The organism is Actinomycetota bacterium, assembly GCA_040754375.1.
GTDB lineage: Bacteria > Actinomycetota > Acidimicrobiia > Acidimicrobiales > AC-14 > JBFMCT01.
The window spans coordinates 19022-43247 of record JBFMCT010000013.1 but is presented as its reverse complement, the minus strand read 5'-3'; the positions used below and the strand labels follow the sequence as shown (position 1 = coordinate 43247).

Sequence of the window (24226 nt, the reverse complement as noted above, 5' to 3'; positions counted from 1 at the left end):
CATCAGGGCACACAGGGCGCTATAGATGTCGCGACCGAGCTCCCTAAGGATACGCGACGAGCCCAGCCTGCAAGTCCACCAGTGGTATTCGCTGCGACGCCTTCGGCGGCCGCACTTGCTAACGCTGACGCGACCGCGCCTGCACCTATCCCCGTTCTTGAGCAATCAGAGTCGGCAAAGTTGCCCGCCGTCGATGCGAGGACGGCCACAAGCACCGAGGCGGCGGGAACGCCGGCCGGCGCAAGGAGGACCGCTGAGGCGGCAGCTACCACCCGTAGTGTGTCATCGGCATAGCCTCGGTCGACATATGCCTGGTGTGCCTGGGCGATCGGGTTAGTGTTCTCGGCCATGCAGTTGCACTCGTAGCTCTCGCGGTCCTGGCGCTTGAGGTCCCCGGCGGTGGCGTAGTCCACGACCGCCCGGACGGCGGCGCCGGCGCAGTGGTGGGGGTGGCGCCACGAACAGTGCGTCCCCGTCAGGTCCAAGCCGTTCACCGGGTCGCCGCAGACGTAGTCGTAGCTGTTGCACGATCCACCCTCCACGGAGTCGACGGACAGGAAGCGGCCGAGGGCGGGGACGTAGGGCGGGCGCCCATCTGAACGACGGTGGTGGGCAGGCCGTGGTCGGTGGGGCGCTGGTGGGAGCCCAGCCAGCCGTAGTCGTAGTCCCCGTCGGAGTTGTCGGGCGGGGGGCCGGTGCCGTCGGGGGTGTAGGCGTGCTTGGTGGTGCCCACCGGAACGTGCAGGCCCAAGAGCGACCCGGCGTAGGTGGCGGTGGCCGCCGTGTGGCCCCCCACGTCGGGGTAGCTCCACACGTCGGTGAGGGCCAGGGGGGGTGTGACCACCAAGCGGCGGGTGAGCACCGGCCCCCGGCCAGGGCCACGGTGGCCTCGACGGGCACGTCCTGGCCGTCGAGTACGGCCGAGGGGCTGTCGCCCGGGCCCCGGTGGGCGTAGCGCACGGTGCCCGAGGCGTCGGTGCGGGCCACCACCCGACCGGTGGCGTCGCGGGCATAGGTGACGGTGGCCGTGCCCTCGGTGGTGGCCACGTGACGGCCGGCCCCGTCGAAGGACAGGGCGGCCGCCCCCAGCGCGGTGGTGTTGCCGTGGTCGTCGTAGGCGATGGGCCCCAGGCTAGGCGAGGCCCCGACCAGGCGGTCGGCGTGGTCGTGGCCGAAGGTGGTCAAGGCCCACGAAGCCCTGGCGGGCTCCGTGTTCAAGTGTGCGGCATGGCCCGGACCGTCAGGGCTAGGCGACCGGCGGCCTAAGGACGCCCTTGACCGCCATTACGTCCCGGCCTGTCGCCGGGACATCGCCGTGGGCGCTGTCCGTCGCCTTCAGCCGGTACGCCGGGCTCAACCGCGTGCAGGCGATCCGCTGCTTGGCGGGTCAGCTCAGCGCCCGGATCAGCAGCCCAAGCAGAAGCCCAGCTCCAGCCACCAGTGATATGGACACGCCGATCCAGCGAGACCACTTGCCCAGCATGGCGAAGTGAGCTATCGGCTCATCGGCATCAGTTCCTCGTCCCCAGACAGTGAACTCGAGCCCGGCGAGCATCAGGATCACGCCAACCAGGAGGACCCCACCGCAGGCCGTTAGAAACGTTCGCATGGCAGACCCCTAGAAGTATGAACCAAGGAAGTGGATATCGGCCCCCACCACCTGGCCCCCGCCTGGCCCGGGGCCGGGTCGGCCCGGGAGGCCGGGGCTCCGTGCCGTCGGGTCGTTCGCATCGGGGCCCGTCTCCTCTGCTGCGCACCGCCGGGCCCGGAGAACCGCCGGTCCCGCCGCGTCCGCTTCTCGTGTGCCGGCACGGGCGCCCCTCCGACGGAGCGACAGCCCGTCCGGCGGCCGGCCGTTGCGGTCAGGTGGGGCCGTCGAGAGGGAGGCGTACCTCGAAGCGGGTGTCGCCGGGCTCGGACCGCAGCCGCAGGTCGCCGTGGTGGCGCTGGACGACCACCCGGTAGGCGATGTCGAGGCCGAGGCCGGTCCCCTTGCCCACCTCCTTGGTGGTGAAGAAGGGCTCGAAGACCCGCCGCTGGTGCTCGGGGGCGATCCCCGGCCCGGTGTCGCGCACCTCCACCAGCAGGTGGTCGCCGTCGCGGGCCGTGCGGATGGTGAGGGTGCCGTGGCCGTCCATGGCGTCCACCGCGTTGTCGATCAGGTTGGTCCACACCTGGTTGAGCTCGCTGCCATAGGCCAACACCTCGGGGAGCGAGCGGTCGTAGTCGCGCACCACCTCGACGCCGCCCCGCAGCTTGTGGCCCAGCATCACCAGCGTGCTCTCCAGCCCGTCGTGCACGTCGGTCTCGGCGTGGGGGGCGCGGTCCATGTGGGTGTACTCCTTCACCGACGCCACCAGCGCCGAGACCCGTTGGGCCGAGTCCTCGACCTCGTCGACCAGCGAGTTGACCTCGACCCGGGCCACCACCCAGCGCAGGGCCGGCCCCAGCTTCTCGCCCGTCACCTCGGCCATCCTCGCCAGCCAGTCGGTGCCGATGCCGGCGTTGGCCAGCACGGGGGCCAGCTCCCACGGCCCCTCGACACCGTTCTCGTCCAGCCACTCCCCCAGTTCGTCCTCGGCGTCGCCGGCCTCCAGGGGGCTCAGGGGCCCGGCCGCCCGGGCGCTGGCGGCCGCCTCCTCCCACAGTGCGACCACCTGGGCGAAGGCTTCGGGGTCGACCCGGCCCACGAGGTGGGACACCGCGCCCTGGGACTCGGCCAGGCGCCGGCGCAGGGACTGCGATGCCCGCACAAGCGCCGACGCCGGGTTGTTGAGCTCGTGGGCCATGCCGGCCGACAGCTTGCCCAGGGCGAACAGCTTCTCGCGCTGGCCGGTGATGGCCTCGATGTTGGTGAGACCCAGGAACAGGCCGTCGAGCAGGTGGGTGGCCATCGGGAACCAGCGCCGCAGGGCGTCGGCGAAGTCGTCGGCCCCCAGCTCGAAGAACCGCGACTCCCGGACGGCCCGCATGCTGTTGGAGTAGGCCTGGTCGCCCATCGACGGCACGAACGCCCGCGTCGCCCCGGCGTAGGCCCCCCGGTGGTCGCTGGCCAGGATCACCACGTCGTCGGGACCGACCCGCTTGAGCAACTGCACCTCGCCCGAGAGGAGCACGAAGAAGCAGGTGGCCGGTTCGCCCTCGCGGTAGACGAACGAGCCTTCGGCGTACTCGGTGGTTCGGCCCAGCCCGGCCAGGTGGGCCAGTTGGCCCTCGTCGAGGGCGTCGAACAGAAAGCAGGTCCGGATCTCGTCGATGATCCCGGCCTCGGCGGCTCCGCCCGCGGCCCCGCCCGCCCCGCCTCCGCCCGAGCCGTCGGTCACAGGTGCTCCAGGTACCGGTGGACCAGGGTCACGGCCATGGCCCCCTCCCCCACCGCCGAGGCCACCCGCTTGACCGACTCGTGGCGCATGTCACCCGCGGCGAACACCCCGGGAACACTCGACTCCAGGTAGTAAGGCTGGCGGTCGAGGTCCCAGCCCGGCGGCGGGCGCCCATCCACCAGCACATCGGGGCCGGTGAGGACGAACCCCCGGCTGTCACGGCGCACGTCCTCGCCCAGCCACTCGGTGCGGGGGGCGGCGCCGATGAAGACGAACAGCCACGACGCGTCGATCTCCTGCTGGTCGCCCGTGACCCGGTCCCGGAGCAGGAGGCGCTCGAGGTGGCCCTCGCCCGATGCCCCCACGACCTCCACCCCTGTCCTCACCGACACGTTCTCCAGTTCGGAGATCTGGGCGATGAGGTAGTGCGACATCGACTTCCCGAGGTCGTCACCCCTCACCAGCAGGGTCACGTGGCGGGCCCAGCGGGCGAAGTAGACGGCCGCCTGGCCAGCCGAGTTGGCGCCTCCGACCACGAACACGTCGTCGTCCTTACAGCTCATCCCCTCGGTCGTCGCCGCCCCGTAGTACACGCCCCGGCCCGCGAACTCGTCGACCGGCTCCAGGCGGGTGTAGGACACGCCTCCCGTGAGCAGGACCGTGTGAGCGGCGACGTCGTCCCCGCTGGCCAGGCGGACGACCCGCCCAGCCCCGCACCGCTCCACCCCCACGGCCTCGGCCACCAGCAGCATCTCGGCCCCGAACCGCCGAGCCTGGGTGGCCGCCCGCCGGGTGAGGTCGGCGCCTGACAACCCCGAGGGGAACCCCAGGTAGTTCTCGATGCGCGAGCTCTGGCCCGCCTGTCCGCCCACCGCGTCACGCTCGATCAGCAGGGTGCGCAGGCCCTCCGACGCGCCGTACACGGCCGCCCCCAGGCCCGCAGGGCCGGCCCCCACCACCACCAAGTCGTAGAAGGGCAGGCCCGGCGCGCTGGACAGGCCCAGGGCAGCCGCCAGCTCGCCGATCGACGGCGAGTGGAGCGCCTGGCCGCCGGGCGGGAGCACGAGCGGGAGCCGGTCCCGACCGGCCCCGTCCCCGGCCCCGTCCCCGGGCCCGTTGCCGCCCAGGAGGCGGGCCGCGCCGGGGTCGCGTTCGGCGTCCAGCCACTGGAACGGGACGAGGTTGCGAGCCAGGAAGTCCTTCACCGCGTGGGACCGGGCCGACCAGCGGTGGCCCACCACCCGCACGCCCTCGAACGGCGGCGGGTGCTGAGCGGCCCAGTCCTCCAGCAGGTCGTCGAGCACGGGGTAGAGCTTCTCCTCGGGCGGGTCCCACGGCTTGAGCAGGTAGTAGTCGACCTTCACGTCGTTGATGGCGGCGATCGCCGCGTCGGTGTCGGCGTAGGCCGTGAGCAGCACCCGGCGGGCCGTCGGGAAGATGGCCCGGGCCTCGTCGAGCAGCTCGACGCCCGTCATGTCGGGCATGCGCTGGTCGGCTAGGAGCAGCGCGACGCGGTCGTCGCGCGCCCTGAGCTCGTGGAGGGCGTCGAGGGCCGAGGCCGGGCTCTCGGCCCTCCTTACGCGGAAGCGCTCGCCGTAGCGCTGGCGCAGGTCCCGGGCCACTGCCCGGGACACGCCCGGGTCGTCGTCGATCGTGAGCAGCACAGGGGGGGCCACGGGCGGCATTCTCCCACCCGGCGCCCGGGTGCTCCCGCGATCAGGCCAGGAAGCGGCGCAGGTCGGCGAAGCGCTCGGGGACGGGCCGGTACCAGACCCACCGGCCCCGCTTCTCCCCGGTGATCAGGCCGGCGTCGGCCAGGACCTTGAGGTGGTGCGACACCGTGGGTTGGGAACGGTCCAGCGGTTCGACCAGCTCGCACACGCACGCCTCCCCGGCAGGAGCCGAGGCCAGCATGCTCAGCAGGCGGAGCCGCACCGGGTCGCCCAGGGCCGAGAAGTCACGGGCCAGTGCCTCGGCCTCGGCCTCGGCTAGCGGCGAGGTCAGCCCGGCCGGGCAGCACTCGTCGGCGATCACCGCCACCGGCCGCCGCCCCGGCCTCGAAGGCACCACCGCTCCGTCCACTGGCATCACCTATTGACATTCATCGATGGATAGGATCTACTACTGATCGAAGACAGTCTATCTATCAAGGAGGGCCCAGCATGGACCAAGGGAAGCTGGAGGGTTCGAGGGTGCAGCTCGCCCTCAACGTCGAGGACATCGACACGGCCGTCGACTTCTACTCCAAGCTGTTCGCCACGGCACCGGCCAAGCGCCGAGCGGGCTACGCCAACTTCGCCATCGCCCAGCCGCCGCTGAAGCTCGTGCTGTTCGAGCAGCCCGGCAAGGGGGGAACGATCAACCATCTCGGCGTTGAGGTGGGCTCGAGCGAGCTCGTGGGCGCGGCCCAAGCCCGCCTGGCCGGCGAGGGCCTGGCCACGGCCACCGAAGAGGGTGTGGCCTGTTGTTACGCCCGCCAGGACAAGGTGTGGGTCGACGGCCCTTCGGGCGAGCCGTGGGAGATCTACACGGTCCTCGAGGACGTGGAGATGCCCGGTGGTTCCCTGCGCACCGTCGACCCTGAGACCGGGGCCGTGTGCTGCGCCGAGACGGTCACGGCCGAGGACGGCACGACCACGGTCAAGGCCGGTACCTCGGCGTGCTGCTGATCGGTTGGCCCCAGCCGCGGGGCAGGGCCGCTTGAGCACCGACCTGCCCCGCCGGGCCACGGCCGAGGCCCTGGGAACGGGCCTGCTGGTCATGGCCGTCGTCGGCTCGGGGATCGCCGCTTCGCGGCTGTCCCCGGGCGACACCGGGCTGCAACTCCTGCAGAACGCGGCAGCCACCGCTGCCGCCCTGGTCGCCATCATCCTGGCTGTCGGGCCCGTCTCGGGCGCCCACCTCAACCCGGTGGTCACCCTGGCCAACCGCGCCCTGGGGGCCATGTCCAACCGGGAGGCGGCGGCCTACGTGGCCGCCCAGGTGGCCGGGGGGGCAGCCGGCGCAGTCGTGGCCAACGTGATGTTCTCGGTGGGCCCCGTCACCATGGCCACCACCGACCGCTCCTCGCCCGCCCTGTGGACCAGCGAGATCGTGGCCACCTTCGGCCTGTTGCTGGTCATCTTCGGGGTGGTCCGCTCGGGCCGGGCCTCGGTCGCCCCGTTCGCCGTCGGCGCCTACATCGGGGGGGCCTACTTCTTCACGTCCTCCACCAGCTTCGCCAACCCGGCGGTCACCGTCGCCCGGGCCCTGTCGGACACGTTCGCAGGCATCAGCCCGGGCTCGGTGCCGGCCTTCGTGACCGCCCAACTCGTGGGCGCGGCACTGGCCGTGGCCACCGTGGCCTACCTGCACCCTGCGCCCGCCGAGCTGGCCGCCGACACCGTCCTGCCCCGCCCGGGCGACTGATCGAAAGGAGAAACCAGTGACCAATACCGACGAGGTCCCCCTCGAGCAGAGGGCCCTGCTGCACAGCGCCGCCCTACGGCTGGCCGACGAGTTCGGCGGGACGTTCGGGCCCGAGACCATCGAGATGTTCCTCACAACCAGCTACGACCAGTTCGCCACCCGGGCCACGGTGGCCAACTTCCTTCCCCTGCTGGCCGAACGCTTCGCCCGCCAGCGCCTGGCCGCGCTGGCCCGGGTCGAGGGCCGGGCCGTGGGCGGCGTGCCCGTCGTCCTGTTCCTGTGCGTGCACAACGCCGGGCGTTCGCAGATGGCCCTCGGGTGGTTCAACCACCTGGCCGGCGAACGGGCCGTGGCCTGGTCGGGCGGGTCCGAGGCCGGGGCCGAGGTCAACCCGGCGGCCGTGGCGGCCATGGCCGAGGTCGGCATCGACATCTCCTCTGAGTTCCCCAAGCCCTGGACCACCGAGATCGTCCAGGCGGCCGACGTCGTCGTGACCATGGGCTGCGGGGACGCCTGCCCCTTGTTCCCGGGCAAGCGCTACGAGGACTGGGTGCTCGACGACCCCTTCGGCAAGACCGTCGAGGCCGTCCGCCCCGTTCGCGACGAGATCGGCCGCCGGGTCCGCGACCTGCTCACCAGCCTCGGGGTACCGACCGCCTGAGGGCCTACCGGGCCGCCCCCGGTCCGCCGGCCACGCCTACGAAGGGAGGCGTGAGGCGTTGTTCATTTGCTGGCCATGCGGGGCCAATGGTGCCGTAACCCCGGGCCAGTATGTTGACGGCATGGCCCTCACTGCATACAACGACGATCCTGCGGCCGTTCTCCGACTGGCCCAGGAAGAGACGCTCACGTCTCCTCGGCTTCATTACAGCCTCCTTTCGCGAGCCCTTTTCGCCTCTCTCGACCTCTTCTACGGGCGGCGCCGCAGCCTCTCGAAGTTCCGGGTGCTCGAGGTCGTGGCTCGGGTGCCCTACCAGGCGTGGGAGAGAGTGGGCTACATCGCCCTGACCCACACGCACCCGTGGCCCCAGCGTGCCCGGCGGGTGTTCCGCCGGGTGGAGGAGAGCCGTCACCAGCAGGACAATGAGCAGTGGCACCTGTTGATCATCGAGGAGCAGATCCGGCGGTCAAAGGTGCGAGAGAGCATCCTGTGGTACCGGGTCGTACCACAAGTGCTGGCCATGCTCGTCTACCAGGTGTCGGTGGTGCTATTCGTGGTCAAACCAGCGTGGAGCTACCGGCTCAACGCCGAGTTCGAGGACCACGCCGAGCACGAGTACATGCAGTTCGTGGCCGAGTGCCCCGAACTGGAGGACATGGCGTTCGTGAGCCAGTTCGCCCCCGACTACGGGTACTTCGCGTCCATGGCCGACTTCTTCCGCCAGGTCGGTCTCGACGAACGCCACCACAAGCTGGAGAGCCTGGCCGCGCTCACCTCCCCCCGCCTGGGCTGAGGCACTAGACGGGGTTCAGAGCAGGTCGGCCAGGGCGCGGGCCGCCGTGTAGGCGGCGACGAGCACCAGCAGGGTGGCGAAAGCCCGCACCAGCAGCCGGGCGGGCAGGCGGTCGGCCACCCGTGACCCGGCCAGGGCCCCGGCCACGGCGGCCACCGTGAACGGGCCGGCCACCGCCCAGTCCACCCCCTGGTCGCCCAACCGGGCGACCAGGGCCAGGGCGGAGTTGATGGCGACGACCAGGATGGACGTTCCGATGGCCACCGGCATGGTGAAGCCCATTACGAGCGTCAGCGCGGGCACGATGATGAACCCCCCGCCCACTCCGAACAGCCCAGTGAAGAACCCGACCACGGTCCCCACAGCGAGCACCTTGGCCACCGTGGGCCCGTCGAGGCGCAACCCGCCCACCGAACGCTCCCCGGGGGTGGCCAGGGCCAGGGCCTGGCGTTCGCCGGCGCGGGTGCACGACGGGCACCCCGTGACCATCCGCCAAGCAGCCACCAGGACCAGGGCGGAGAAGGCCAGCAGCAGCACGTCGGGGTCGAGGCCGCGGTTCAGGGCCGACCCGGCGAACGAGCCGCCGACGCCGGCCAGGCCGACCACCGTGCCGGGGCCGGCCATCACCCGCCCGGCTCGCCAGTGGCCGACCACGCTGGCCACCGCGGCCACCCCCACGACCAGCAGGCTGGTGGTGGTCGCGGCCCGCACGGGCTGGCCGGCGGCGTAGACGAGCACGGGGACAGCCAGGATGGAGCCGCCGCCACCCAGGGCCCCCAGGGACAGGCCGATCAGCAGCCCGAGGGGGGATACGAAGAGGGCCTTCACCCGTGGGCCCGCAAGCCGGTGGCCGTCAGCCGTCCTTCACCGTCGGGAGGCCGGCAGCCGACCACGCGCTCATCCCACCGATGGTGTTGAGCACCGGGCGGCGGCCGTCGCGGGCCAGCAGGCTGGCGGCCACCGACGACCGGTAGCCCGACCCGCAGGTAACCGCCAGCGGGCGGCTGCCGCCGGCCACCTCGTCGAGGCGGCGAGGCAGCTCGGCTCCGGTCACGAACATCGCCCCCTCCACGTGGCCGGCGGCCCACTCGGCGGGCTGGCGGACATCGAGCAGGTCGACGTCGCCGGCCGCCAAGCCCGCCTGCAGCTCGTGCACGGTCATCTGGGGCAGGCGGGCCACGTCGTAGGCCGAGGTCCGCCACGCCTGCATACCCCCCGACAACCACCCGAGCGGGAGGTCGTAACCGATGCGCAGTAGCTCCCAGACCGCCGTCCACAGCTCCGACGGGGACGACAGCACCAGCACCACCTCGTCGCCGTCGTCGATAACCGTGCCCGCCCACGTGGCGAAGGCCGAGCCCAGCCCGACGTTGAGGGCACCGCGCACGTGGCCGCCGGCGAAGGCCTCCGCCGACCGGGTGTCGAGCACGACCACCCCGTCGGCCGCCATCTGCCCCAAGCGGGCCGGGGTAAGCGCCGGGGGCTCGCCCAGGGCACCCAGGGGGGAGACCCCGGCCATGTTCTGGCTGCGCATCCGCCTCCAGTAGGGCGGCACGGCCGGCAGGTTGTCGAGGCGCAGGCACTGCTCGACGAACTCACCCTTGGAGGAGACCTGGGAAAGGATGGCGTTGGTCCGCCGTTCGTAGCCGACCGTGGTCGACAGGCGGCTGCCGATGTTGCCCCCGCACAGCGAGCCGGCCACGTGGGTCGGGAACACCTCGACGTGGTCGGGCAGCTGCAGGATCTTGGACTGGATGGTGTGGCAGAAGACCTTGGCTGCCTCGACCGCCTGGTCGTGGCCGCCCAGCAGGTCGGGCCGGGCGAGGTCGCCGACCAGCAGGGCCCCGCCCGAGAGCAGAAGGGCCGGTTCGTCGGCGGACACGTCGCGGTCGTAGACGAGCAGCGAGATGTGCTCGGGGGTGTGGCCGGGCGTGTGCAACACCTCGAGGCCGACCTCACCCATCTCGATCTGCTGGCCGTCGCGCAAGGGCCGGTGGTCGTACCCCAGCTCGGCGGCCGACGAGCCCCACTTCTCCACTTCGGCCCGCTGGCCGACCTCGGTGAGGCCCGACAGGTAGTCGTTGTGGCCGTGGGAGTCGAGGGCGAAGGCGACCCGCAGGCCCTGGTCGCGGGCCACGTCGAAGTAGGGGCTCACGTCGCGCCGGGGATCGAAGACAAGTGCCTCGCCCGTGCTCTCGGCGCCCACGAGGTAGCTGGCGTGGCCCAGGCCGGGATGGTGGAACTGCTTGAAGAACACGGCCGGCTGCCTCGGATCAGCCCGGCCCGTCGAGGGAGGCCATGAACCGGTCGGCCTCCGCCTCGCTCCGGCCCTCGTCGATCAGGCGCTGGCGCAGGAACCCCCGCACCTCCTCGTCCGACGGCTCCCGGTCGCCGAAGTGGGCCTGCACGGCGAACAGGACACTGAGCAGCTCGGCCTCGAGCCTCTGGTGCTCGGCGGGACGGTCGTCGGCCGGGGGCTGGGCGTCGACCACCGACCCCTGCGAGCCGTCGGCTGCCACCAGTGCCCGGCCTTCGGCCACCCAGGCCTCCAGCCCGCCCTCGAGGCTTTCGGCCCCGAAGCCCTCGGCCTCGAGGTGGCGGGCGGCCGTGGCCGACCGGTTGCCCGAGCGGCACACAGTCACCACCGGCCGGCCCCGGTCGAGCTCGCGGTAGCGCTCCTCGATGTCGTCGAGGGGCATGTGGACCGAGCCCTCGATGTGGCCCGCCTCCCACTCGTTGGGCCAGCGCACGTCGACCACCTGGACCGCGCCGCCGCGAGCCACCAGTTCTGAGACGAGCATCCCGCCATCCTGCCAGCCGCCGAGGCATTAGCAGTACTGCACCAGCATCGGGTAGGGGTTCACGTTGCCCGTCCCGCCCGGGTGCATCTCGAAGTGGAGGTGGGGAGGGCCGCCGGCGGCATCTCCCGTGTTGCCCGCCGTGCCGATCACCGTGCCCGCTGACACCCGACCGCTGGCCCCGAAGGAGTCGAGGTGGGCCCCGAAGTAGCGGTTGCCGTCGTCGCCTGCCAGGAAGTAGGCGAGACCGCTCACGGCCCCGTCGCGGTGCGTGACGACTCCCCCGACGTGGGCCACCACGGGCGTGCCCCGGGGGGCGAGGATGTCGTTGCCCATGTGGCTGTAGCCGCCGCCCCGGGGCGCGCCGTAGTCGTTGCTGAATGCCAGCGGGCCCTGCACGGGGCACACCCAGCCTCCGCCCGCCGGGACGGCGGCCACCGCCGGGCTGGCGGCCGCGACCGGGGAGGGTGCGGCTGTGCCGGCGGGAGAAGCCCCTGCCCCTGCGGCGGGGCCTGCCCCGCCCGTCGGTGAGGCGGCCGCCTGGCGAGCCGCCGCTTGCCGGGCCTCGGCCTCCCGGGCGGCCTGGGCGCGGGCCGCCACCTCGGCCAGCCGGTCGATCTCGGCGATGGCCGCCTGGTTCTGGCGGCGCAACTGCTCGGCGGCGGCCTCCTGGTGGCCCATCTCCCGGGCCAGGACAGCCTGCTCTTCGACCATCACGGCCCGGTCGGCTCGGAACTGGCGCAGGGCGTCGGTGGACGCCCCCGCGATCACGTCGCTGTACCCCTGGGCCAGCACCAGCTCGTTGGCCTCGCTCATGCGCAGGAGGCGGGTCACGCCCGAGATCCCCTCCACGTAGAGGCGCACGGCCAGCTCCCGCACCCGGCCGTGGGCCTGGGCGGCCCGGGCCTCGGTGCGGGCCAGGCGCTGCTGGAGGTGGGCGACCGTGTCCTCGGAGCGGGCCAGCGCCTCCTCGGCGGCCGACAGGTCGGCGGCCACCTGGTTGGCCCGCTGGCGGGCGGCCCGCAGGTCGTCTTCCGCGGACGCACTGGCGGCTGGCCCCGCAGGCCCCGCCAACACGGCCACCAGCGCGGCCACCAGCGCAGCCACGGCCATCGCCGTCGGTCGCCGTCGCCCGGCCCTGGCCTCTCTCACCCCCGGAAGGTTAGGGGCCGGCCCCGCACGGGCGCGGTCACGACAGGACGAAGCCGACCACGAGATCGGCCACGGCCGCCGGGTGGGTGCGGTGGGCGATGTGGGAGTGGCCCTCGAGCTGGTGGAGCTTGGCCCCGGGCACGGCCTGGGCCGCCTGCTTGGTGGCTGCCCTCTGGGCTGCCGGACTGGCCGTCCCGTCCAGGACCAGCGCCTGGGCGGTGATGGTGTCGAACTGCCCCGGACGGTACGCCCAGTCCCTCTCGGCCCGGATCTCGCGGGGCACCACGGGCACGGCCGCCAGGCGGGCGTCCCAACCGGGGCTGGCCCGCACGAAGGCGATCTCGTCCTCGGTCAGCTCCACGATCCTCGCCAGCGTGGCCACCAGCGCGCCCTCCCGGTCGCCGGCCGCCAACGCGGCCTCGACGGCTTCGATGGCCTCGTCGGCGATCTCGCACCCCAGGCCCGGCTCGTAGAGGACCAGGTGGCTCACCCGGGAGGTCAGAGCGGCCCCGCCCATGGCGCAGTCGGCCCCGAACGAATGGCCCCACACGGCCACGGGCCGACCCGTGGGCCCGGACACTGCGTCCACCACCGCGGCCACGTCCTCGAACTCCCGCTCGATGGCGTAAGCCTGGCCGTCACCACTGCCGCCCCGGCCCCGCCGGTCGATGGCGAAGGTCGTGACCCTGTCAGCCAGTGCGGCTACGAACCGGGCGTCGCTGGTGTGGTCGTTCAGTGCGCCGTGGACCAAGACCAGCGGGGGCCCCGACCCCTCGGCCCACACGGCGATGGCCGTGCCGTCGGCCGATCTGACGTGGAAGCGGTCGGCAACCTCCCTGGTGTCAGCCATGGCGCGCCCTCCCCGTCGGCCGCCCCATCCTCCCGGGGCCCGGGCCCGGCTGTCAACGGCCGTTCAAGGGGTACCGGGTGACGTGCCGTAGACCCAGACCGGCGAGCCGATGGGCATGAAGTTCTGGTCCCAGATGAAGTCCATGGCCGCGTTGGTCACCCGGACGCAGCCGTGGGAGACGGGCTCGGGCGGGACCGACGAGTACCCATGGACGGCGATGCCGTCGTGATGGAAATAGATCGGCCGGTACAGCCTCCCGAGGTGGGAGACCTCGACCCCGTCGGCACTGCGGTAGACGTCCCATCGGCCCGGTGGGGTGTCGGCGACGTAGGTCTGGCCTTCGTAGGTGTAGGGCTGCTCGGTGCCCGTCGAGGTATTGAACGCCCACAGCACGGCGCCGTCGCGCACCACCAACAGGACCTGGTTGGTCTTGTCGATCTCCACCAGGTCGCCGCTGCTGCTGCGGGGCTGGGGACGCCCGGCCAGATCGAGAGCCGCGGCCGTGCCCGCACCTACCCGCCCGTCGACCTCCAGGCCGTTCGCCTTCTGGAAGGCGTACACCGCCTGGCGGGTGAGCCGTCCGTAGACGCCGTCGACCGGACCAACCCAGTACCCCAACGACTGCAGGCGCTGCTGTAGGGCCTCCACGTGCGGTCCCCGGTCGTCGACCTCGGCCACCTGGGTACCACCGTGGGCCAACCAGTAACCGTCGCCCCCCGGGTGGGCGGCGATGGCCACGGTGGCGGCCCGCTCCTCGGCGTCGCGTGCCGCCGCCGACCCCAGGTCGGGCACACCGAAGGGGTAGATCTCCCCGCCCCGGTCGACCAGCCAGTAGCCGTCGCCGTCGTCGCTGGCGGCCATGGCCACCACCGGGTCGTCGAGCCGGCGCCCCCCGTGTGAACCCACGAACTCGGCGTCGCCGTAGGTGAACACGCCCCCGTCCGACGCCACCAGCCAGTAGCCGTCGCCTGATCCGGCGGCGGCCATGCCTACGACCGGCTCGGCCAGGACCTGGCCCCCCCGGGACCCGAAGAACCCGGCGTCGCCGTAGGTGAAGATGCCGCCGTCGGCGGCCACCAGCCAGTAGCCCTCGCCCGACGGGGTGGCGGCCATGCCGACGATGGGCTGGAGCAAAGGCTGGCCGCCCCGGGACCCGAAGAACCCGGCGTCGCCGTAGGTGAAGACGCCGCCGTCGGCGGCCACCAGCCAGTAGCCCTCGCCCGACGGGGTGGCGGCCATCCCGACGATGGGTTGCACGAGGGGCTGGCCGCCCCGGGACCCGAAAAAGCCGGCGTCGCCGTAGGTGAAGATGCCGCCGTCGGCGGCCACCAGCCAGTAGCCCTCGCCCGAAGGGGTGGCGGCCATGCCGATCACCGGCAGGGCGAACGGGAACCCGGCAGCAGGCCCGTGCTGGCCGGCCGCCCCGAAGGCCGAGACCGTGTTGAGCTCCACGGTGTCGGCCTCCGGGGCCTGGAGTTGGGCGGAGGCGATGGACGCGGGGCCGGTCAACCCGGCTACGACCAGCACCGCGACCGCCCCCACCACCATCCGCCGGGCGCGGCTGCGGAGCATGAGACGTCCGTCCATCCAGTGCCACTACCCTCGGACATGACGGCTGCGTGATCAGTCGAGCGCGATCGGGTTACGGCTCGTTCAACGCATCGGGGGTGCCCCGTCGGTGGTCGCCCTCTGCACGACCAGCGCCCCGACCTGGCGCCCGACGTCCATTCCGACCTCGTTGTCGAGCCGCCAGTGGATGCCGCCCCACAGCCTCGAGTTCGAAGCCTCCTCGGCCTTGCGGTGGAACTCGGCCGCGTCGGAGGGGAAGAGGTGGGCCAGCACCTCGGCCGCGGCGGCCGAGTAGGTGGCATGCCCTGAGATGTAGGACGGGAAGAAGGGCGTCTCGATGTAAGGCGACCACGACGGGTCGAGCCCGATGTCGCGGACGCCGTTCTCGGGCCTGGGGTCCCAGTAGGTGTACTTGGTGTCCCAGGCGGCGATGCCGGCGTCGGACTGGGCCACGTTGACCATGGCAAGAACACGTTCCGCTTGGGGCTCGGTGGGCTGGCGGTCACGCAGGTAGGCGAGCACCACGTTGATCCACACCCCGGGTGGCAGGGGCGTTCCCTCGCCGCCCGCCCAGAACGTGGCGATGCGCTTCTGCTCGTCGGTGAGGGCCGCCTTCACGGCCACGATCTCCTCGGCCTGGGCCCGGAACTCGGGCGAACCGAGGACCGGGGGCGGCCCCGGGCGGAACTGGTCGCCCGACGTCAGGACCCAAGGCTTCCACTGGCCGGCGCACGGCTGGACAGGGTTGGCCACGCTGCCCGGCGGGGGGTCCCAGTAGCGGCCCGCAGGCCCGGGCCGGCGAGCGTTGCAGGGGTCCTCCGCCCTGTCGGCCTGGGCGTAGGCGATCACCTTCTCGGCCACCTGCCGGCCCAGTTCAAGACCAGCCTCCACGTCGGAGCGGCGGTTCACGCCCGCGTACAGGCGCGACTCGGCCGCTTGGTCGGCCAGCTCGTCGAGGCGGAGCTTGGGCCGTTCGGGGAACAGGTAGGCCAGCACGGTCGACGCCGCCCCGGCGATGGCCGCGTGCTCGCTCGGGTAGGACGGGTCGGGCCCAGGCGGCACGACATGGTCGACCACGCTGGGGGCCTCACGGTCGTAGAGGTACTTGTAGTGCCAGGTGGCGACCACCGCGTCGTAGACGGCCGTGCTCACCAGCGCGTAACCCCGCGACGCCAGAGGCGGGTCCTTGGCGCGGGCCGAGATGAACTCGAGGTTCATCTCCACCCAGGGCGTGCTTACGGGCTGGCCCAGCGAGGCCCACTTGCGCACCTGGTCGACGATCTCGGTCGTTCGCCCGTCGGCCATGTCCCGCAGCTCGGCGTCCTCGGCCTCCTCGGCGGCCGAGCCCTCGGCCGGGGGCGGGGGCACGGCGATCTCGTCGGGGCTGGTGAGCACCCACGTCCGCCAGGCGCCCGCCGTGGGCTCGGCCTGGCCGCCCGCCGAGGCCTCCTCGTCGGCCGAGCACGAGGCCGCGACCAGCCCCAACGCCACGAACAGCGCCGCCGTCCGAATGCTCCTACGGGTCATGCCGGCCCCCCTCATCGGTAGCTTGAGGTCACCGTAGCGATCGCCCCGTAAACGTCCCGTTGCCCCGCGTAACGCTGGCGCTATCACCCGCCTCGCCTCTCGCCGGTGCGTCAGCGCGACAGGAGACCCTGGGCGTGGCCGCGGACGTAGCCCAGCAGGGCCTCGGTGGTGGCCGAGGGGCGCAGGCCGCCTCGCCAGGCCACCGCCGTCGAGTGGCTGGGCAGGGCCGGGCGCAGGGGAAGCACGGCCACGGCCGGGCCCGGCGCGCTGGCCGGCAGGCGGGGGACGACCGACACGCCCAGCCCGGCGGCCACCAGCGCCCGGAGGGTGGGCATGCTGGTTGCCTCGGCCGCCACCTGGGGGGTGAAGCCCTCCGCCCCGGCCGCACCCAGCACGGTGTGGGCCAGGCCCGAACCCCGGGCCAGCAACACGAACGGCTCGTTGCGCAGCTCGGCCAGGCGGACCGACCGGCGGCCGGCCAGCGGGTGGCCGGTGCTGGCGATCACCACAAGTTCCTCGTCGAACAACCGCTCCATGACCAGGCCCTGGAGGTTCGGGCCGCCCGACGCCATGCCCGGCACGGCGTGGAGCAGGGCGAGGTCGAGCTGCCCCGTGCCCAGGAGGCGGGCCAGCTCTTCGGTGTTCTCCTCCCGCACCGAGATCTCGACGCGCGGGTGGGCCCGGTAGAAGTCCCCCAGCGCAGCCGGCAGCCACAACGAGGCCAGGGCGGGCAGGGCGCCCACCACCAGCCGGCCCCGGCCGATACCCGCGAACTCCCGCATGTGCTCGCGCGCCATGCGAGCCTCGGCCAGGACCCGCTCGGCCCGGGCCTGGAAGGCCTCACCTGCGTCGGTGAGGGTGACGGGCCGGGTGGAGCGGTCCAGCAGTTTGACGCCCAGCTCGTCCTCCAGCCGCTTCACCTGCTGGGACAGAGCGGGCTGAGCCACCCCCAGGACCTGGGCGGCGCGCGAGAAGTTGCGCTGGCGGGCCACCACCACGAAGTACTCGATCTGCCGAAGGTCCATCTAGCGCCCCTAGTATAACGATTCGGTATAGTTCAGGCGAGCATAGGCGCCAAGTCGTTATATTCCCCCGGAAGGCGGATCTGCCGCGCGAGGGAGGGGACCGTGATCGACGAGCAACTGCTGGACCGGGTGGTGGACTTCCACGGGCACATGTGCCCCGGGCTGGCCATGGGCATCCAGGCCGCCCAGATCGCCCTGCGGGAGATCGGGCCCCACGCCAAGGACGAAGAGGTGGTGGCCGTGGTGGAGACCGACATGTGCGGGGTCGACGGCATCCAGTTCCTCACCGGCTGCACGTTCGGCAAGGGCAACCTCCAGCACCGCGACTGGGGCAAGAACGCCTACAGCTTCTATCGCCGGTCCGACGGCAAGGCCATCCGCATCGTGGGCCGGCCCGACGCCTGGGCCCGCAACCCCGAACACCAGGCGCTGTCCGCCAAGGTACGGGCCAACATGGCCACCGACGAGGAGAAGGCCCGCTTCCGCGAGCTTCACCAGTCCGAGTCCAAGCGGGTCCTCGAGCTCGACCCCGACTCGCTGTTCGAGGTCCAGCCCGTGGCCGGCCCCGCTCCCCAGCGGGCCCGCATCCACGCCAGCGTCGTGTGCGCCCAGTGCGGCGAGGGGACCATGGAGACCCGCATCCGCCGCATCGCCGGCCGCGAGCTGTGCCCGCCGTGCTTCGACGCGGCCATGGCCGGCGACGAGCCGGTAGCCGCCCCGACCCGCCGTCCCGGTCAGTGACCAGTCCGGTGACCGACGTCATGAGCGGAGCCGCCGCGACCCGCTGGGCCGACGCACTGGCCGGTTGGGCCATACCTGCGGAGATCGTCGAAGCCGCCCCGGAGGGGCCGCCGTGGCGGTTCCCACCCGAGGTCTTCGCCTGGACACCCGAGCGATCGGCCTTCGAACGTCCGATGGTGACGCCCTCGCGCCAGCGGGCCCTTGAGGCCGTCGAGGGCGGTGGGACCGTTCTCGACGTGGGCGCGGGTGGGGGCCGGGCCAGCCTGCCCCTGGTGCCGCCCGCCAGCCGCGTGACGGCCGCCGACGCCAGCGAGGAACTGCTGGCCGCCTTTGCCGACGCCGCCCGCCGGGAAGGGGTCGAGTTCGAGACCGTGCTCGGGCGCTGGCCCGATATCGCCTCCGAGGTCGGGGCAGCCGACTTGGTCGTGTGCCACAACGTCTTCTACAACGTGCCCGACCTGGTGGCGTTCGCCCAGGCCCTCACCGAGCACGCTCGCCGCCGCGTGGTGGCCGAGATCACCATGGACCACCCGGCGTCCAACCTCAACCCCCTGTGGAAGGCCCTGCACGGCATCGACCGCCCGGCCGGCCCGACGGCCCTCGACGCTGTGGCCGTGCTGGAAGAGATGGGCCTCGACGTTCAGTGGGAGCAGTGGGAGCGCCAACTGGCCCCGTCCTACCGGAGCCGCGACGACGCCATCGCCTTCGCCCGCCGGCGGCTGTGCGTGGGCCCCGAGCGCGACGCCGAGATCGACGCCATCCTGCCCACCGACTACGAGCGCCCGCTGCGCCGTTCCGTGACCATCTGGTGGCCCGGCCAGGCGGGAGCCGGCTAGCCCCGGCTGGCCCCGGCCCGAGGACCCTCTTGCCCACCGAACTGGCCGAGCCCCGTACGGGCGCGCCCTCCACCGAGGATGAGCCCGCCACCCACCCCGCTCCGGCGCGGGGACGGCGCTACCGGGCGGCCGCCCTTCGTTCCATCGGGCTGTACGCGCTCACGATGATGGCCGTGGTCATGGTGGTCTTCGCCCTGCCCCGGGCCATGCCCGGCGACCCGCTGCGCGCCCTCGAGGACCCGGACAACAGCTACTACCTGAGCGACCCCGAGCTGCGGGCCCAGCTCCAGGAGTACTACGGGCTCGACAAGCCGCTGGTGGAGCAGTTCCGCAGCTACGTCACCGGCCTGGCCACCGGCGACCTGGGGTTCTCGATCGCCCGCAAGGCCGAGGTGTCCCATCTCATCCGCCTCCACCTCCCTTGGACACTGCTGCTCATGGGCGTCTCTCTGGCCCTCGCCTCCGGCCTCAGCTTCATGGCCGGGGTGGCGGCCACCTGGAAGCGGGGCCGGTTCGGCGACCGGGCCCTGACGATCGGGTTGACCATCGCCAGGGCCGTTCCCGAGTACGCGCTGGCGGCCGTGCTGCTGATCTCGTTCGCGGTGGTCGTGCCCCTGTTCCCGCTGGCCGGGGCCAAGACCCCGTTCAACGACTACACCGGGGCCCACAAGTACTACGACATCGCACGCCACATGGTCCTGCCCGTGACCGCCCTGACGCTCTCGCTCCTGGGCACCAAGTTCCTGCTCGTGCGCAACACCATGATCTCCACCCTGGGCCAGGACTACATGGTCCTGGCCCGGGCCAAGGGCCTGCCCGACCGGATGATGAAGTACCGCCACGCCGGGCGCAACGCCCTGCTCCCGTTCCTCACCGTCTTGGGGATCCAAGCCGGCTTCGCGGTCGGTGGCTCGGTGTTCGTCGAGACCGTCTTCGCCTACCCAGGCATGGGGACGCTGATCCTGAGGGCCGTCGAGGCTCGGGACTACCCGGTGCTGGAGGCGACCTTCTTGGTGCTGGCCCTGGTGGTGCTGGCCGTCAACCTCCTGCTCGAACTGATCTACGCCCGCGTCGACCCCCGGGTGGGGGCCGAATGACGGCCACCCTGTCGCCCCCCGGCGACGTCGACGCACCCGGGCCGGGCGGTGAAGTCCGCCAGAGCAGGCGGGACAAGCGCCGGTCACGTGCCAACAAGCCGCCGCGGCCGCCGTTCCCGGTCATCGGCTGGATCGGCCTGGCCATCGTCGGGGTGTTCGCGGCGCTGGCCCTGGCCGCGCCTTACCTGAGCCCCTACCGGACCATCGAGCTGGCGGGCCGCCCGCTGGAGGCGCCCAGCGGTAGCCACCTGCTGGGCACCAACGGGGTCGGCCAGGACGTGGCCACCCAGCTCCTCAGTGGGGCGCGGGTGTCGCTGTTCGTCGCCCTGGTGGCCGGAGGGGGCACCCTGCTGATCGGCGCCATCTTGGGCATGGTCGCGGGTTGGGCCGGAGGGACCACCGATGCCGTGCTCATGCGGATCGTCGACCTGGTGCTGGTGATCCCCAAGGTCCCACTGCTGATCGTTGTCGGCACCTACGCCGGGCCGGGGCTGGCGATGCTCTCGCTGATCATCGCCCTGACCGCCTGGCCCCCCACCGCCCGCGTCGTTCGGTCCCAGGTGCTGTCGTTGCGGCGGCGCGCCCACGTCAAGGCGGCCCTGGGGTTCGGGGCCAACTCGGCCCAGATACTGCGTCACCACATCCTGCCCGAGGTGGGCCTCATCCTGGTGGCCGGGTTCGTGGGGGCCGCCGGCCGGGCCATCACCTTCGAGGCGGGCCTGGCCTTCCTGGGCTTAGGGGACCCCTCGCGGGCCAGTTGGGGTGCCGTCCTGCGCGACTCGCTGAACTTCAGCGGCCTGTTCTTCACCCAGGCCTGGAAGTGGTGGCTGGTACCGCCGGTCGTGTCGATCAGCGTGCTCCTGCTGGGCGTGACGTTCCTGGGGATCGGGCTCGAGCAACGCATCAACCCCCGGCTGGTCCGCCACCAGGCGGGCGCCGCCCCCAGGGTGCGGGGCGCCCGGTGAACGGCATCTCGGTGTCGAACCTGCGGGTCACCTACCCCGGGCCGCCCCCGGTGCGGGCCGTCGACGACCTGTCCCTCTCGGTGGAAGCGGGCGAGTGCCTGGGGGTGCTGGGCGAATCGGGATCGGGCAAGTCGACCCTGGGCCGGGCCCTGCTCGGGCTGGCCAGTGACGCCCAGGTCGAAGGCGACATCCGCCTCGGCGACCTCGACCTGACCGGGCTCGACGAGAAGGGCTGGCGTGACGTCCGGTGGCGCCGGATCTCCATGGCCATGCAGTCGGCGGCTTCGCTCAACCCGGTGCTCACGATCGGCGTGCAGCTGGCCGAACCCCAGCAGGTACACCTGGGCCGGTCCCGGGCCGACGCCGATCAGCGCAGCGCCGAGGTGCTCACCCGGGTCGGGTTGGGCGACTGGGCGCTCCAACGCCACCCCCGCGAGCTGTCCGGCGGCCAGCGCCGCCTGGTGCTGCTCAGCATGGCGCTGGTGTGCGACCCCGAGGTCATCGTGCTCGACGAACCCACGGCCGGGCTCGACCCCGAGACCCGCAACGGGGTGCTCGACGTGCTCAAGCGGGTCCGCAGCGAGGACAAGCGGGCACTGGTGGTGATGAGCCACGACGCCGACGCCCTGGAGATGCTGGCCGACCAGGTGGCCGTGCTCTATCGAGGGTGGCTGGCCGAGACCGGCCCGGCCCGCGAGGTGCTCTCCCAGCCGCGTGGCCCCTACTCGTGGGCCCTGCTCAACGCCCGCCCGACCCTGGCCTCGGTGAAGGAGCTGCGGGGCATCCGGGGCGACCCGCCCAGCCCCACCCAGGTGGCGCCCGGCTGCCCTTTCACGGGGCGCTGCACCCAGGAGATCGACAGTTGTGCCCAGGGCCGGCCGCCCCTGCTGCCCCCGACCGGGGAGCACGGCCCCCGGCTGGTGGCGTGCGTTCGGGGTGGGGTCGTCCCCCTGCTGCGGGCCAAGGGCCTGACGAAGTCCTACGACGTGCCCGGCAAGCTCGTGCGCAAGGACAAGTTCAGGGCGGCCGACGACGTGAGCCTCGACGTCTACGAGGGCGAGGTGGTCGGCCTGGTGGGGGCGACCGGGGCCGGCAAGTCGACGGTGTCGTCGATGCTCGTCCGCCTGCTCGAGCCCGACTCGGGTTGCATCGAGCTCGACGGGCGCGACCTTCTGACCCTCAAGGGGGCGGACCTGAAGGCAGCCCGGCGCAGGGTCCAGCTCCTGTTCCAGGACCCGTTCGAGGCGCTCTCGGCCCGCATGACCGTCGGCCAGGCTGTGCAGGAACCGCTCGACCTCCAGGACATCGGCAGCCGCGACGAGCGGGAGCGCCTGGTCCGCGAGACGGTGCGGGCCGCCCGCCTCCCGGCCGAGGACTCGTTCCTGCGCCGCTTCACCCACGAGCTGTCGGGCGGCCAGCTCCAGCGGGTCGCGCTGGCCCGTGCCCTGGTCCTCAAGCCCAAGCTGCTGGTGGCCGACGAGCCCGTCTCGATGCTCGACCCCTCCGAGCAGGCCAAGGTGCTCCAACTCCTCAAACAGCTCCAGGTCGACCGGGGCATGGCCATGGTCCTGGTGTCCCACGACCTCGCTTCGGTGCTGCGGGTGGCCGACCGCGTCCTGGTGATGGCCAGGGGCCGGGTGGTGGAGGAGGGCACGGGCAGCGAGCTGCTGATGAAGCCCCAGCACGAGGCCACCCAGGCCCTCCTGCGGGCTGCCGGGCGGGACCTCTTGTTCGATATGACCAAGCCGGAGACGGCACGAGAAAGGGAGCAGAGATGAGAACAACCCGGAGACGGCGAACGTGGGCCAAGCGAGTGGCGCTGGCCACCGTGGCCCTGACGGTCCTGGGCGCGTGTGCGTCCGACGATGGCGGCAGCCCCGCCGGCCAGGCACCGGAGCGGCCCACCAGCGTGGAGAGGGTACGGCTGGCAGGTGGTGACTTCGGCTACCCGACCCCGTTCGCTTACGTACGCGGCCCGGGCATGATCCAGACCGGTTACATCTTCGACACCCTCCTGTGGCAGGACTCGACGGGCAAGCCCATCCCCTGGCTGGCCACAGCGTGGTCGTCGAGCCCCGACGGCCTCGAGTGGCGCTTCACGATCCGCGACAACGTCAAGTGGCACGACGGTCAGCCGCTGACCCTCGACGACATCAAGTTCACGTTCGAGTACCTGACATCCGGTGACGGGGCGGCCGCCGGCGGCGTGCGCTTCGACTTCAAAGAGATCGTGACCGAGGCGCCCAGCACGGTGATCATCCGCCTCAACACGCCCTCGGCCGTGTTCGAGCAGTCGGTGGCCATGCGGGCGTTCATCATCCCCCGCCACGTGTGGTCGACAGTCAGCGACCCCGCCCGCTACCGCGATGCCAAGGCCCTGATCGGGTCCGGGCCCTACAAGCTGCAGACCTTCGACGAGGCATCGGGCAGCTACCTCTACGTGGCCAACGAGGAGTTCCACCTGGGCGTGCCCTACATCAAGCGCCTGGAGTTCGTCCCCGCCCCCGACGAGTTGCTCGCCCTGCAGCGGGGTGAGATCGACGCCGCCGAGCTCTCCGAGGACCCCGCTCCGGAGGAGCAGCTGAGGGCCTTCGAGAACGACCCCCGCTTCGGCAAGCTGGAAGGAGCGGGCGACTGGAACCTGGCCCTGCACATCAACATCGCCAAGGGCTTCCCTTACGACGACAAGCGGTTCCGCCACGCCCTGGCCTACGCCATCGACCGCCCGGACATGGTCGACCGCCTCCTGCTGGGCCGGGGTGTGCCCGCCAGCGTCGTCGGGCTCGCCCCCGACCACCAGATGCTGGCGCCCGGCCTGCCCACCTACGAGCGCAACGTGGCCCGCGCCCGTACCCTTCTCGACGAGATCGGCCTGCGGGACACCAACGGTGACGGCATCCGGGAGAACCCCGACGGGAGCCGGTTCGTGCAGGAGCTCCAGGCCAGCAACCGCTTCGACCCGAAGTCGTCCGAGCTCATCAAGGAGTACCTGCGCGAGGTCGGCATCGACGTCGACATCCAGGTGCTCGACCGGTCGGCAGCCGACACCAACGCCGGCCAGGGCAACTACACGCTGGCCCTCGTCGGCTACGGCGGGATCGCCGGGGACGCCGACTCGCTGCGCAACCGCTACGCCGCCCCGCGCAACAGCACGTCGTTCAGCCGGGCCATCGGCTACAACAACCCGACCTTCGCCGACCTGGCGGCCAAGCAACTGGTGGCGCTCAACGAGGCCGAGCGCAGGAACATCCTGGTCGAGATGCAGCGCATCGTGGCCGAGGACCTTCCCATCCTCCCGCTGTACGTGCCTCAGCGGGTGGCGTTCTTCGCCAACGCGGTGTTCGACAACTGGTACTACACGCCTGGTTGCAGCCCGTGCCGAGGCACCCGCAACAAGCACATGTACGTGACCGGCCAGACCACCGGGTTCTGACCCGGGCGGTCCAGCTCACACCGAACGGGGGCGGCGGCGGCCGCCCCC

At 72.2% G+C, this 24226-nt stretch carries 23 protein-coding genes; 10 read left to right on the top strand and 13 right to left on the bottom strand.

Annotation, left to right across the window (positions count from 1 at the left end; all coding sequences use genetic code 11):
* Positions 1-490: 490 nt before the first annotated feature.
* The 5 genes from AB1673_07790 to AB1673_07770 form a co-directional block, all read right to left on the bottom strand.
* Positions 491-862, bottom strand: a complete 372-nt coding sequence (locus AB1673_07790) for a hypothetical protein (GenBank protein MEW6153875.1) — start codon at positions 860-862, stop codon at positions 491-493.
* A 525-nt stretch (positions 863-1387) separates the two neighbouring features.
* The gene (locus AB1673_07785) at positions 1388-1564 is read right to left on the bottom strand and encodes a hypothetical protein (protein MEW6153874.1); all 177 of its coding nucleotides are present in this window, start codon (positions 1562-1564) and stop codon (positions 1388-1390) included.
* Between the two features lie 298 nt (positions 1565-1862).
* On the bottom strand, positions 1863-3323 hold the full coding sequence (locus AB1673_07780; protein MEW6153873.1) for an ATP-binding protein: 1461 nt from the start codon (positions 3321-3323) through the stop codon (positions 1863-1865).
* Positions 3320-5008, bottom strand: a complete 1689-nt coding sequence (locus AB1673_07775) for an FAD-dependent oxidoreductase (protein MEW6153872.1) — start codon at positions 5006-5008, stop codon at positions 3320-3322. The genes AB1673_07780 and AB1673_07775 overlap by 4 nt, the downstream gene beginning before the upstream one ends.
* A gap of 31 nt (positions 5009-5039) precedes the next feature.
* Positions 5040-5405, bottom strand: coding sequence for a metalloregulator ArsR/SmtB family transcription factor (locus tag AB1673_07770; GenBank protein ID MEW6153871.1), 366 nt, complete (start codon positions 5403-5405; stop codon positions 5040-5042).
* Between the two features lie 80 nt (positions 5406-5485).
* On the opposite strand from AB1673_07770, the gene AB1673_07765 reads away from it, so the two are divergent.
* From AB1673_07765 to AB1673_07750, 4 genes are all read left to right on the top strand, one after another.
* Positions 5486-5992 (top strand): ArsI/CadI family heavy metal resistance metalloenzyme, encoded by a 507-nt coding sequence (locus tag AB1673_07765; protein ID MEW6153870.1) that lies wholly within the window; start codon positions 5486-5488, stop codon positions 5990-5992.
* 31 nt (positions 5993-6023) lie between these two features.
* Positions 6024-6731, top strand: a complete 708-nt coding sequence (locus tag AB1673_07760; protein MEW6153869.1) for an aquaporin — start codon at positions 6024-6026, stop codon at positions 6729-6731.
* 16 nt (positions 6732-6747) lie between these two features.
* Positions 6748-7392, top strand: a complete 645-nt coding sequence (locus AB1673_07755; protein MEW6153868.1) for an arsenate reductase ArsC — start codon at positions 6748-6750, stop codon at positions 7390-7392.
* A gap of 121 nt (positions 7393-7513) precedes the next feature.
* Positions 7514-8185: an alternative oxidase gene (locus AB1673_07750; GenBank protein MEW6153867.1), complete on the top strand. Its 672-nt coding sequence runs from the start codon at positions 7514-7516 to the stop codon at positions 8183-8185.
* Positions 8186-8200: 15 nt separating this feature from the next.
* Here AB1673_07750 and AB1673_07745 read toward each other — a convergent pair whose 3' ends face one another.
* The 8 genes from AB1673_07745 to AB1673_07710 form a co-directional block, all read right to left on the bottom strand.
* The gene (locus AB1673_07745; protein MEW6153866.1) at positions 8201-9013 is read right to left on the bottom strand and encodes a sulfite exporter TauE/SafE family protein; all 813 of its coding nucleotides are present in this window, start codon (positions 9011-9013) and stop codon (positions 8201-8203) included.
* Between the two features lie 25 nt (positions 9014-9038).
* Entirely contained in the window at positions 9039-10442 is a 1404-nt protein-coding gene (locus tag AB1673_07740) for an MBL fold metallo-hydrolase (protein ID MEW6153865.1), read from the bottom strand.
* A 16-nt stretch (positions 10443-10458) separates the two neighbouring features.
* Positions 10459-10986 (bottom strand): rhodanese-like domain-containing protein, encoded by a 528-nt coding sequence (locus tag AB1673_07735; GenBank protein MEW6153864.1) that lies wholly within the window; start codon positions 10984-10986, stop codon positions 10459-10461.
* Positions 10987-11013: 27 nt separating this feature from the next.
* Positions 11014-12135 (bottom strand): peptidoglycan DD-metalloendopeptidase family protein, encoded by a 1122-nt coding sequence (locus AB1673_07730; protein ID MEW6153863.1) that lies wholly within the window; start codon positions 12133-12135, stop codon positions 11014-11016.
* 37 nt (positions 12136-12172) lie between these two features.
* A complete protein-coding gene (locus AB1673_07725; GenBank protein MEW6153862.1) occupies positions 12173-12985 on the bottom strand; it encodes an alpha/beta hydrolase in 813 nt (270 codons plus the stop codon).
* Positions 12986-13048: 63 nt separating this feature from the next.
* The gene (locus tag AB1673_07720) at positions 13049-14572 is read right to left on the bottom strand and encodes a L,D-transpeptidase family protein (GenBank protein ID MEW6153861.1); all 1524 of its coding nucleotides are present in this window, start codon (positions 14570-14572) and stop codon (positions 13049-13051) included.
* A gap of 66 nt (positions 14573-14638) precedes the next feature.
* On the bottom strand, positions 14639-16081 hold the full coding sequence (locus tag AB1673_07715) for a vanadium-dependent haloperoxidase (protein ID MEW6153860.1): 1443 nt from the start codon (positions 16079-16081) through the stop codon (positions 14639-14641).
* Positions 16082-16191: 110 nt separating this feature from the next.
* Positions 16192-17106 (bottom strand): LysR family transcriptional regulator, encoded by a 915-nt coding sequence (locus tag AB1673_07710; protein ID MEW6153859.1) that lies wholly within the window; start codon positions 17104-17106, stop codon positions 16192-16194.
* Positions 17107-17208: 102 nt separating this feature from the next.
* On the opposite strand from AB1673_07710, the gene AB1673_07705 reads away from it, so the two are divergent.
* Genes AB1673_07705 through AB1673_07680 form a run of 6 tightly spaced genes read left to right on the top strand, consistent with a single transcriptional unit; the run spans position 17209 to position 24178 of the window.
* A complete protein-coding gene (locus tag AB1673_07705) occupies positions 17209-17847 on the top strand; it encodes an FmdE family protein (GenBank protein MEW6153858.1) in 639 nt (212 codons plus the stop codon).
* A gap of 20 nt (positions 17848-17867) precedes the next feature.
* Complete coding sequence (locus AB1673_07700) at positions 17868-18683, top strand: class I SAM-dependent methyltransferase (protein MEW6153857.1); 816 nt, start codon at positions 17868-17870, stop codon at positions 18681-18683.
* A gap of 29 nt (positions 18684-18712) precedes the next feature.
* On the top strand, positions 18713-19780 hold the full coding sequence (locus AB1673_07695; protein MEW6153856.1) for an ABC transporter permease: 1068 nt from the start codon (positions 18713-18715) through the stop codon (positions 19778-19780).
* On the top strand, positions 19777-20745 hold the full coding sequence (locus AB1673_07690) for an ABC transporter permease (GenBank protein MEW6153855.1): 969 nt from the start codon (positions 19777-19779) through the stop codon (positions 20743-20745). The genes AB1673_07695 and AB1673_07690 overlap by 4 nt, the downstream gene beginning before the upstream one ends.
* Complete coding sequence (locus tag AB1673_07685) at positions 20742-22523, top strand: ABC transporter ATP-binding protein (protein ID MEW6153854.1); 1782 nt, start codon at positions 20742-20744, stop codon at positions 22521-22523. The genes AB1673_07690 and AB1673_07685 overlap by 4 nt, the downstream gene beginning before the upstream one ends.
* Positions 22520-24178 carry an ABC transporter substrate-binding protein gene (locus tag AB1673_07680; protein ID MEW6153853.1) on the top strand — a complete coding sequence of 553 codons (1659 nt, stop codon included), beginning with the start codon at positions 22520-22522 and terminating at the stop codon, positions 24176-24178. Before AB1673_07685 ends, AB1673_07680 begins: the two co-directional genes overlap by 4 nt.
* The last annotated feature ends 48 nt before the right edge of the window (positions 24179-24226 follow it).

What these genes read in the sequence shown, in the direction of transcription:
- AB1673_07775 (MEW6153872.1), bottom strand. Translation starts at nt 5,008, where the DNA reads ATGCCGCCCGTGGCCCCCCCTGTGCTGCTCACGATCGACGACGACCCG.
- AB1673_07765 (MEW6153870.1), top strand. Translation starts at nt 5,486, where the DNA reads ATGGACCAAGGGAAGCTGGAGGGTTCGAGGGTGCAGCTCGCCCTCAAC.
- AB1673_07750 (MEW6153867.1), top strand. Translation starts at nt 7,514, where the DNA reads ATGGCCCTCACTGCATACAACGACGATCCTGCGGCCGTTCTCCGACTG.
- AB1673_07735 (MEW6153864.1), bottom strand. Translation starts at nt 10,986, where the DNA reads ATGCTCGTCTCAGAACTGGTGGCTCGCGGCGGCGCGGTCCAGGTGGTC.
- AB1673_07725 (MEW6153862.1), bottom strand. Translation starts at nt 12,985, where the DNA reads ATGGCTGACACCAGGGAGGTTGCCGACCGCTTCCACGTCAGATCGGCC.
- AB1673_07720 (MEW6153861.1), bottom strand. Translation starts at nt 14,572, where the DNA reads ATGGACGGACGTCTCATGCTCCGCAGCCGCGCCCGGCGGATGGTGGTG.
- AB1673_07715 (MEW6153860.1), bottom strand. Translation starts at nt 16,081, where the DNA reads ATGACCCGTAGGAGCATTCGGACGGCGGCGCTGTTCGTGGCGTTGGGG.
- AB1673_07710 (MEW6153859.1), bottom strand. Translation starts at nt 17,106, where the DNA reads ATGGACCTTCGGCAGATCGAGTACTTCGTGGTGGTGGCCCGCCAGCGC.
- AB1673_07700 (MEW6153857.1), top strand. Translation starts at nt 17,868, where the DNA reads ATGAGCGGAGCCGCCGCGACCCGCTGGGCCGACGCACTGGCCGGTTGG.
- AB1673_07690 (MEW6153855.1), top strand. Translation starts at nt 19,777, where the DNA reads ATGACGGCCACCCTGTCGCCCCCCGGCGACGTCGACGCACCCGGGCCG.
- AB1673_07680 (MEW6153853.1), top strand. Translation starts at nt 22,520, where the DNA reads ATGAGAACAACCCGGAGACGGCGAACGTGGGCCAAGCGAGTGGCGCTG.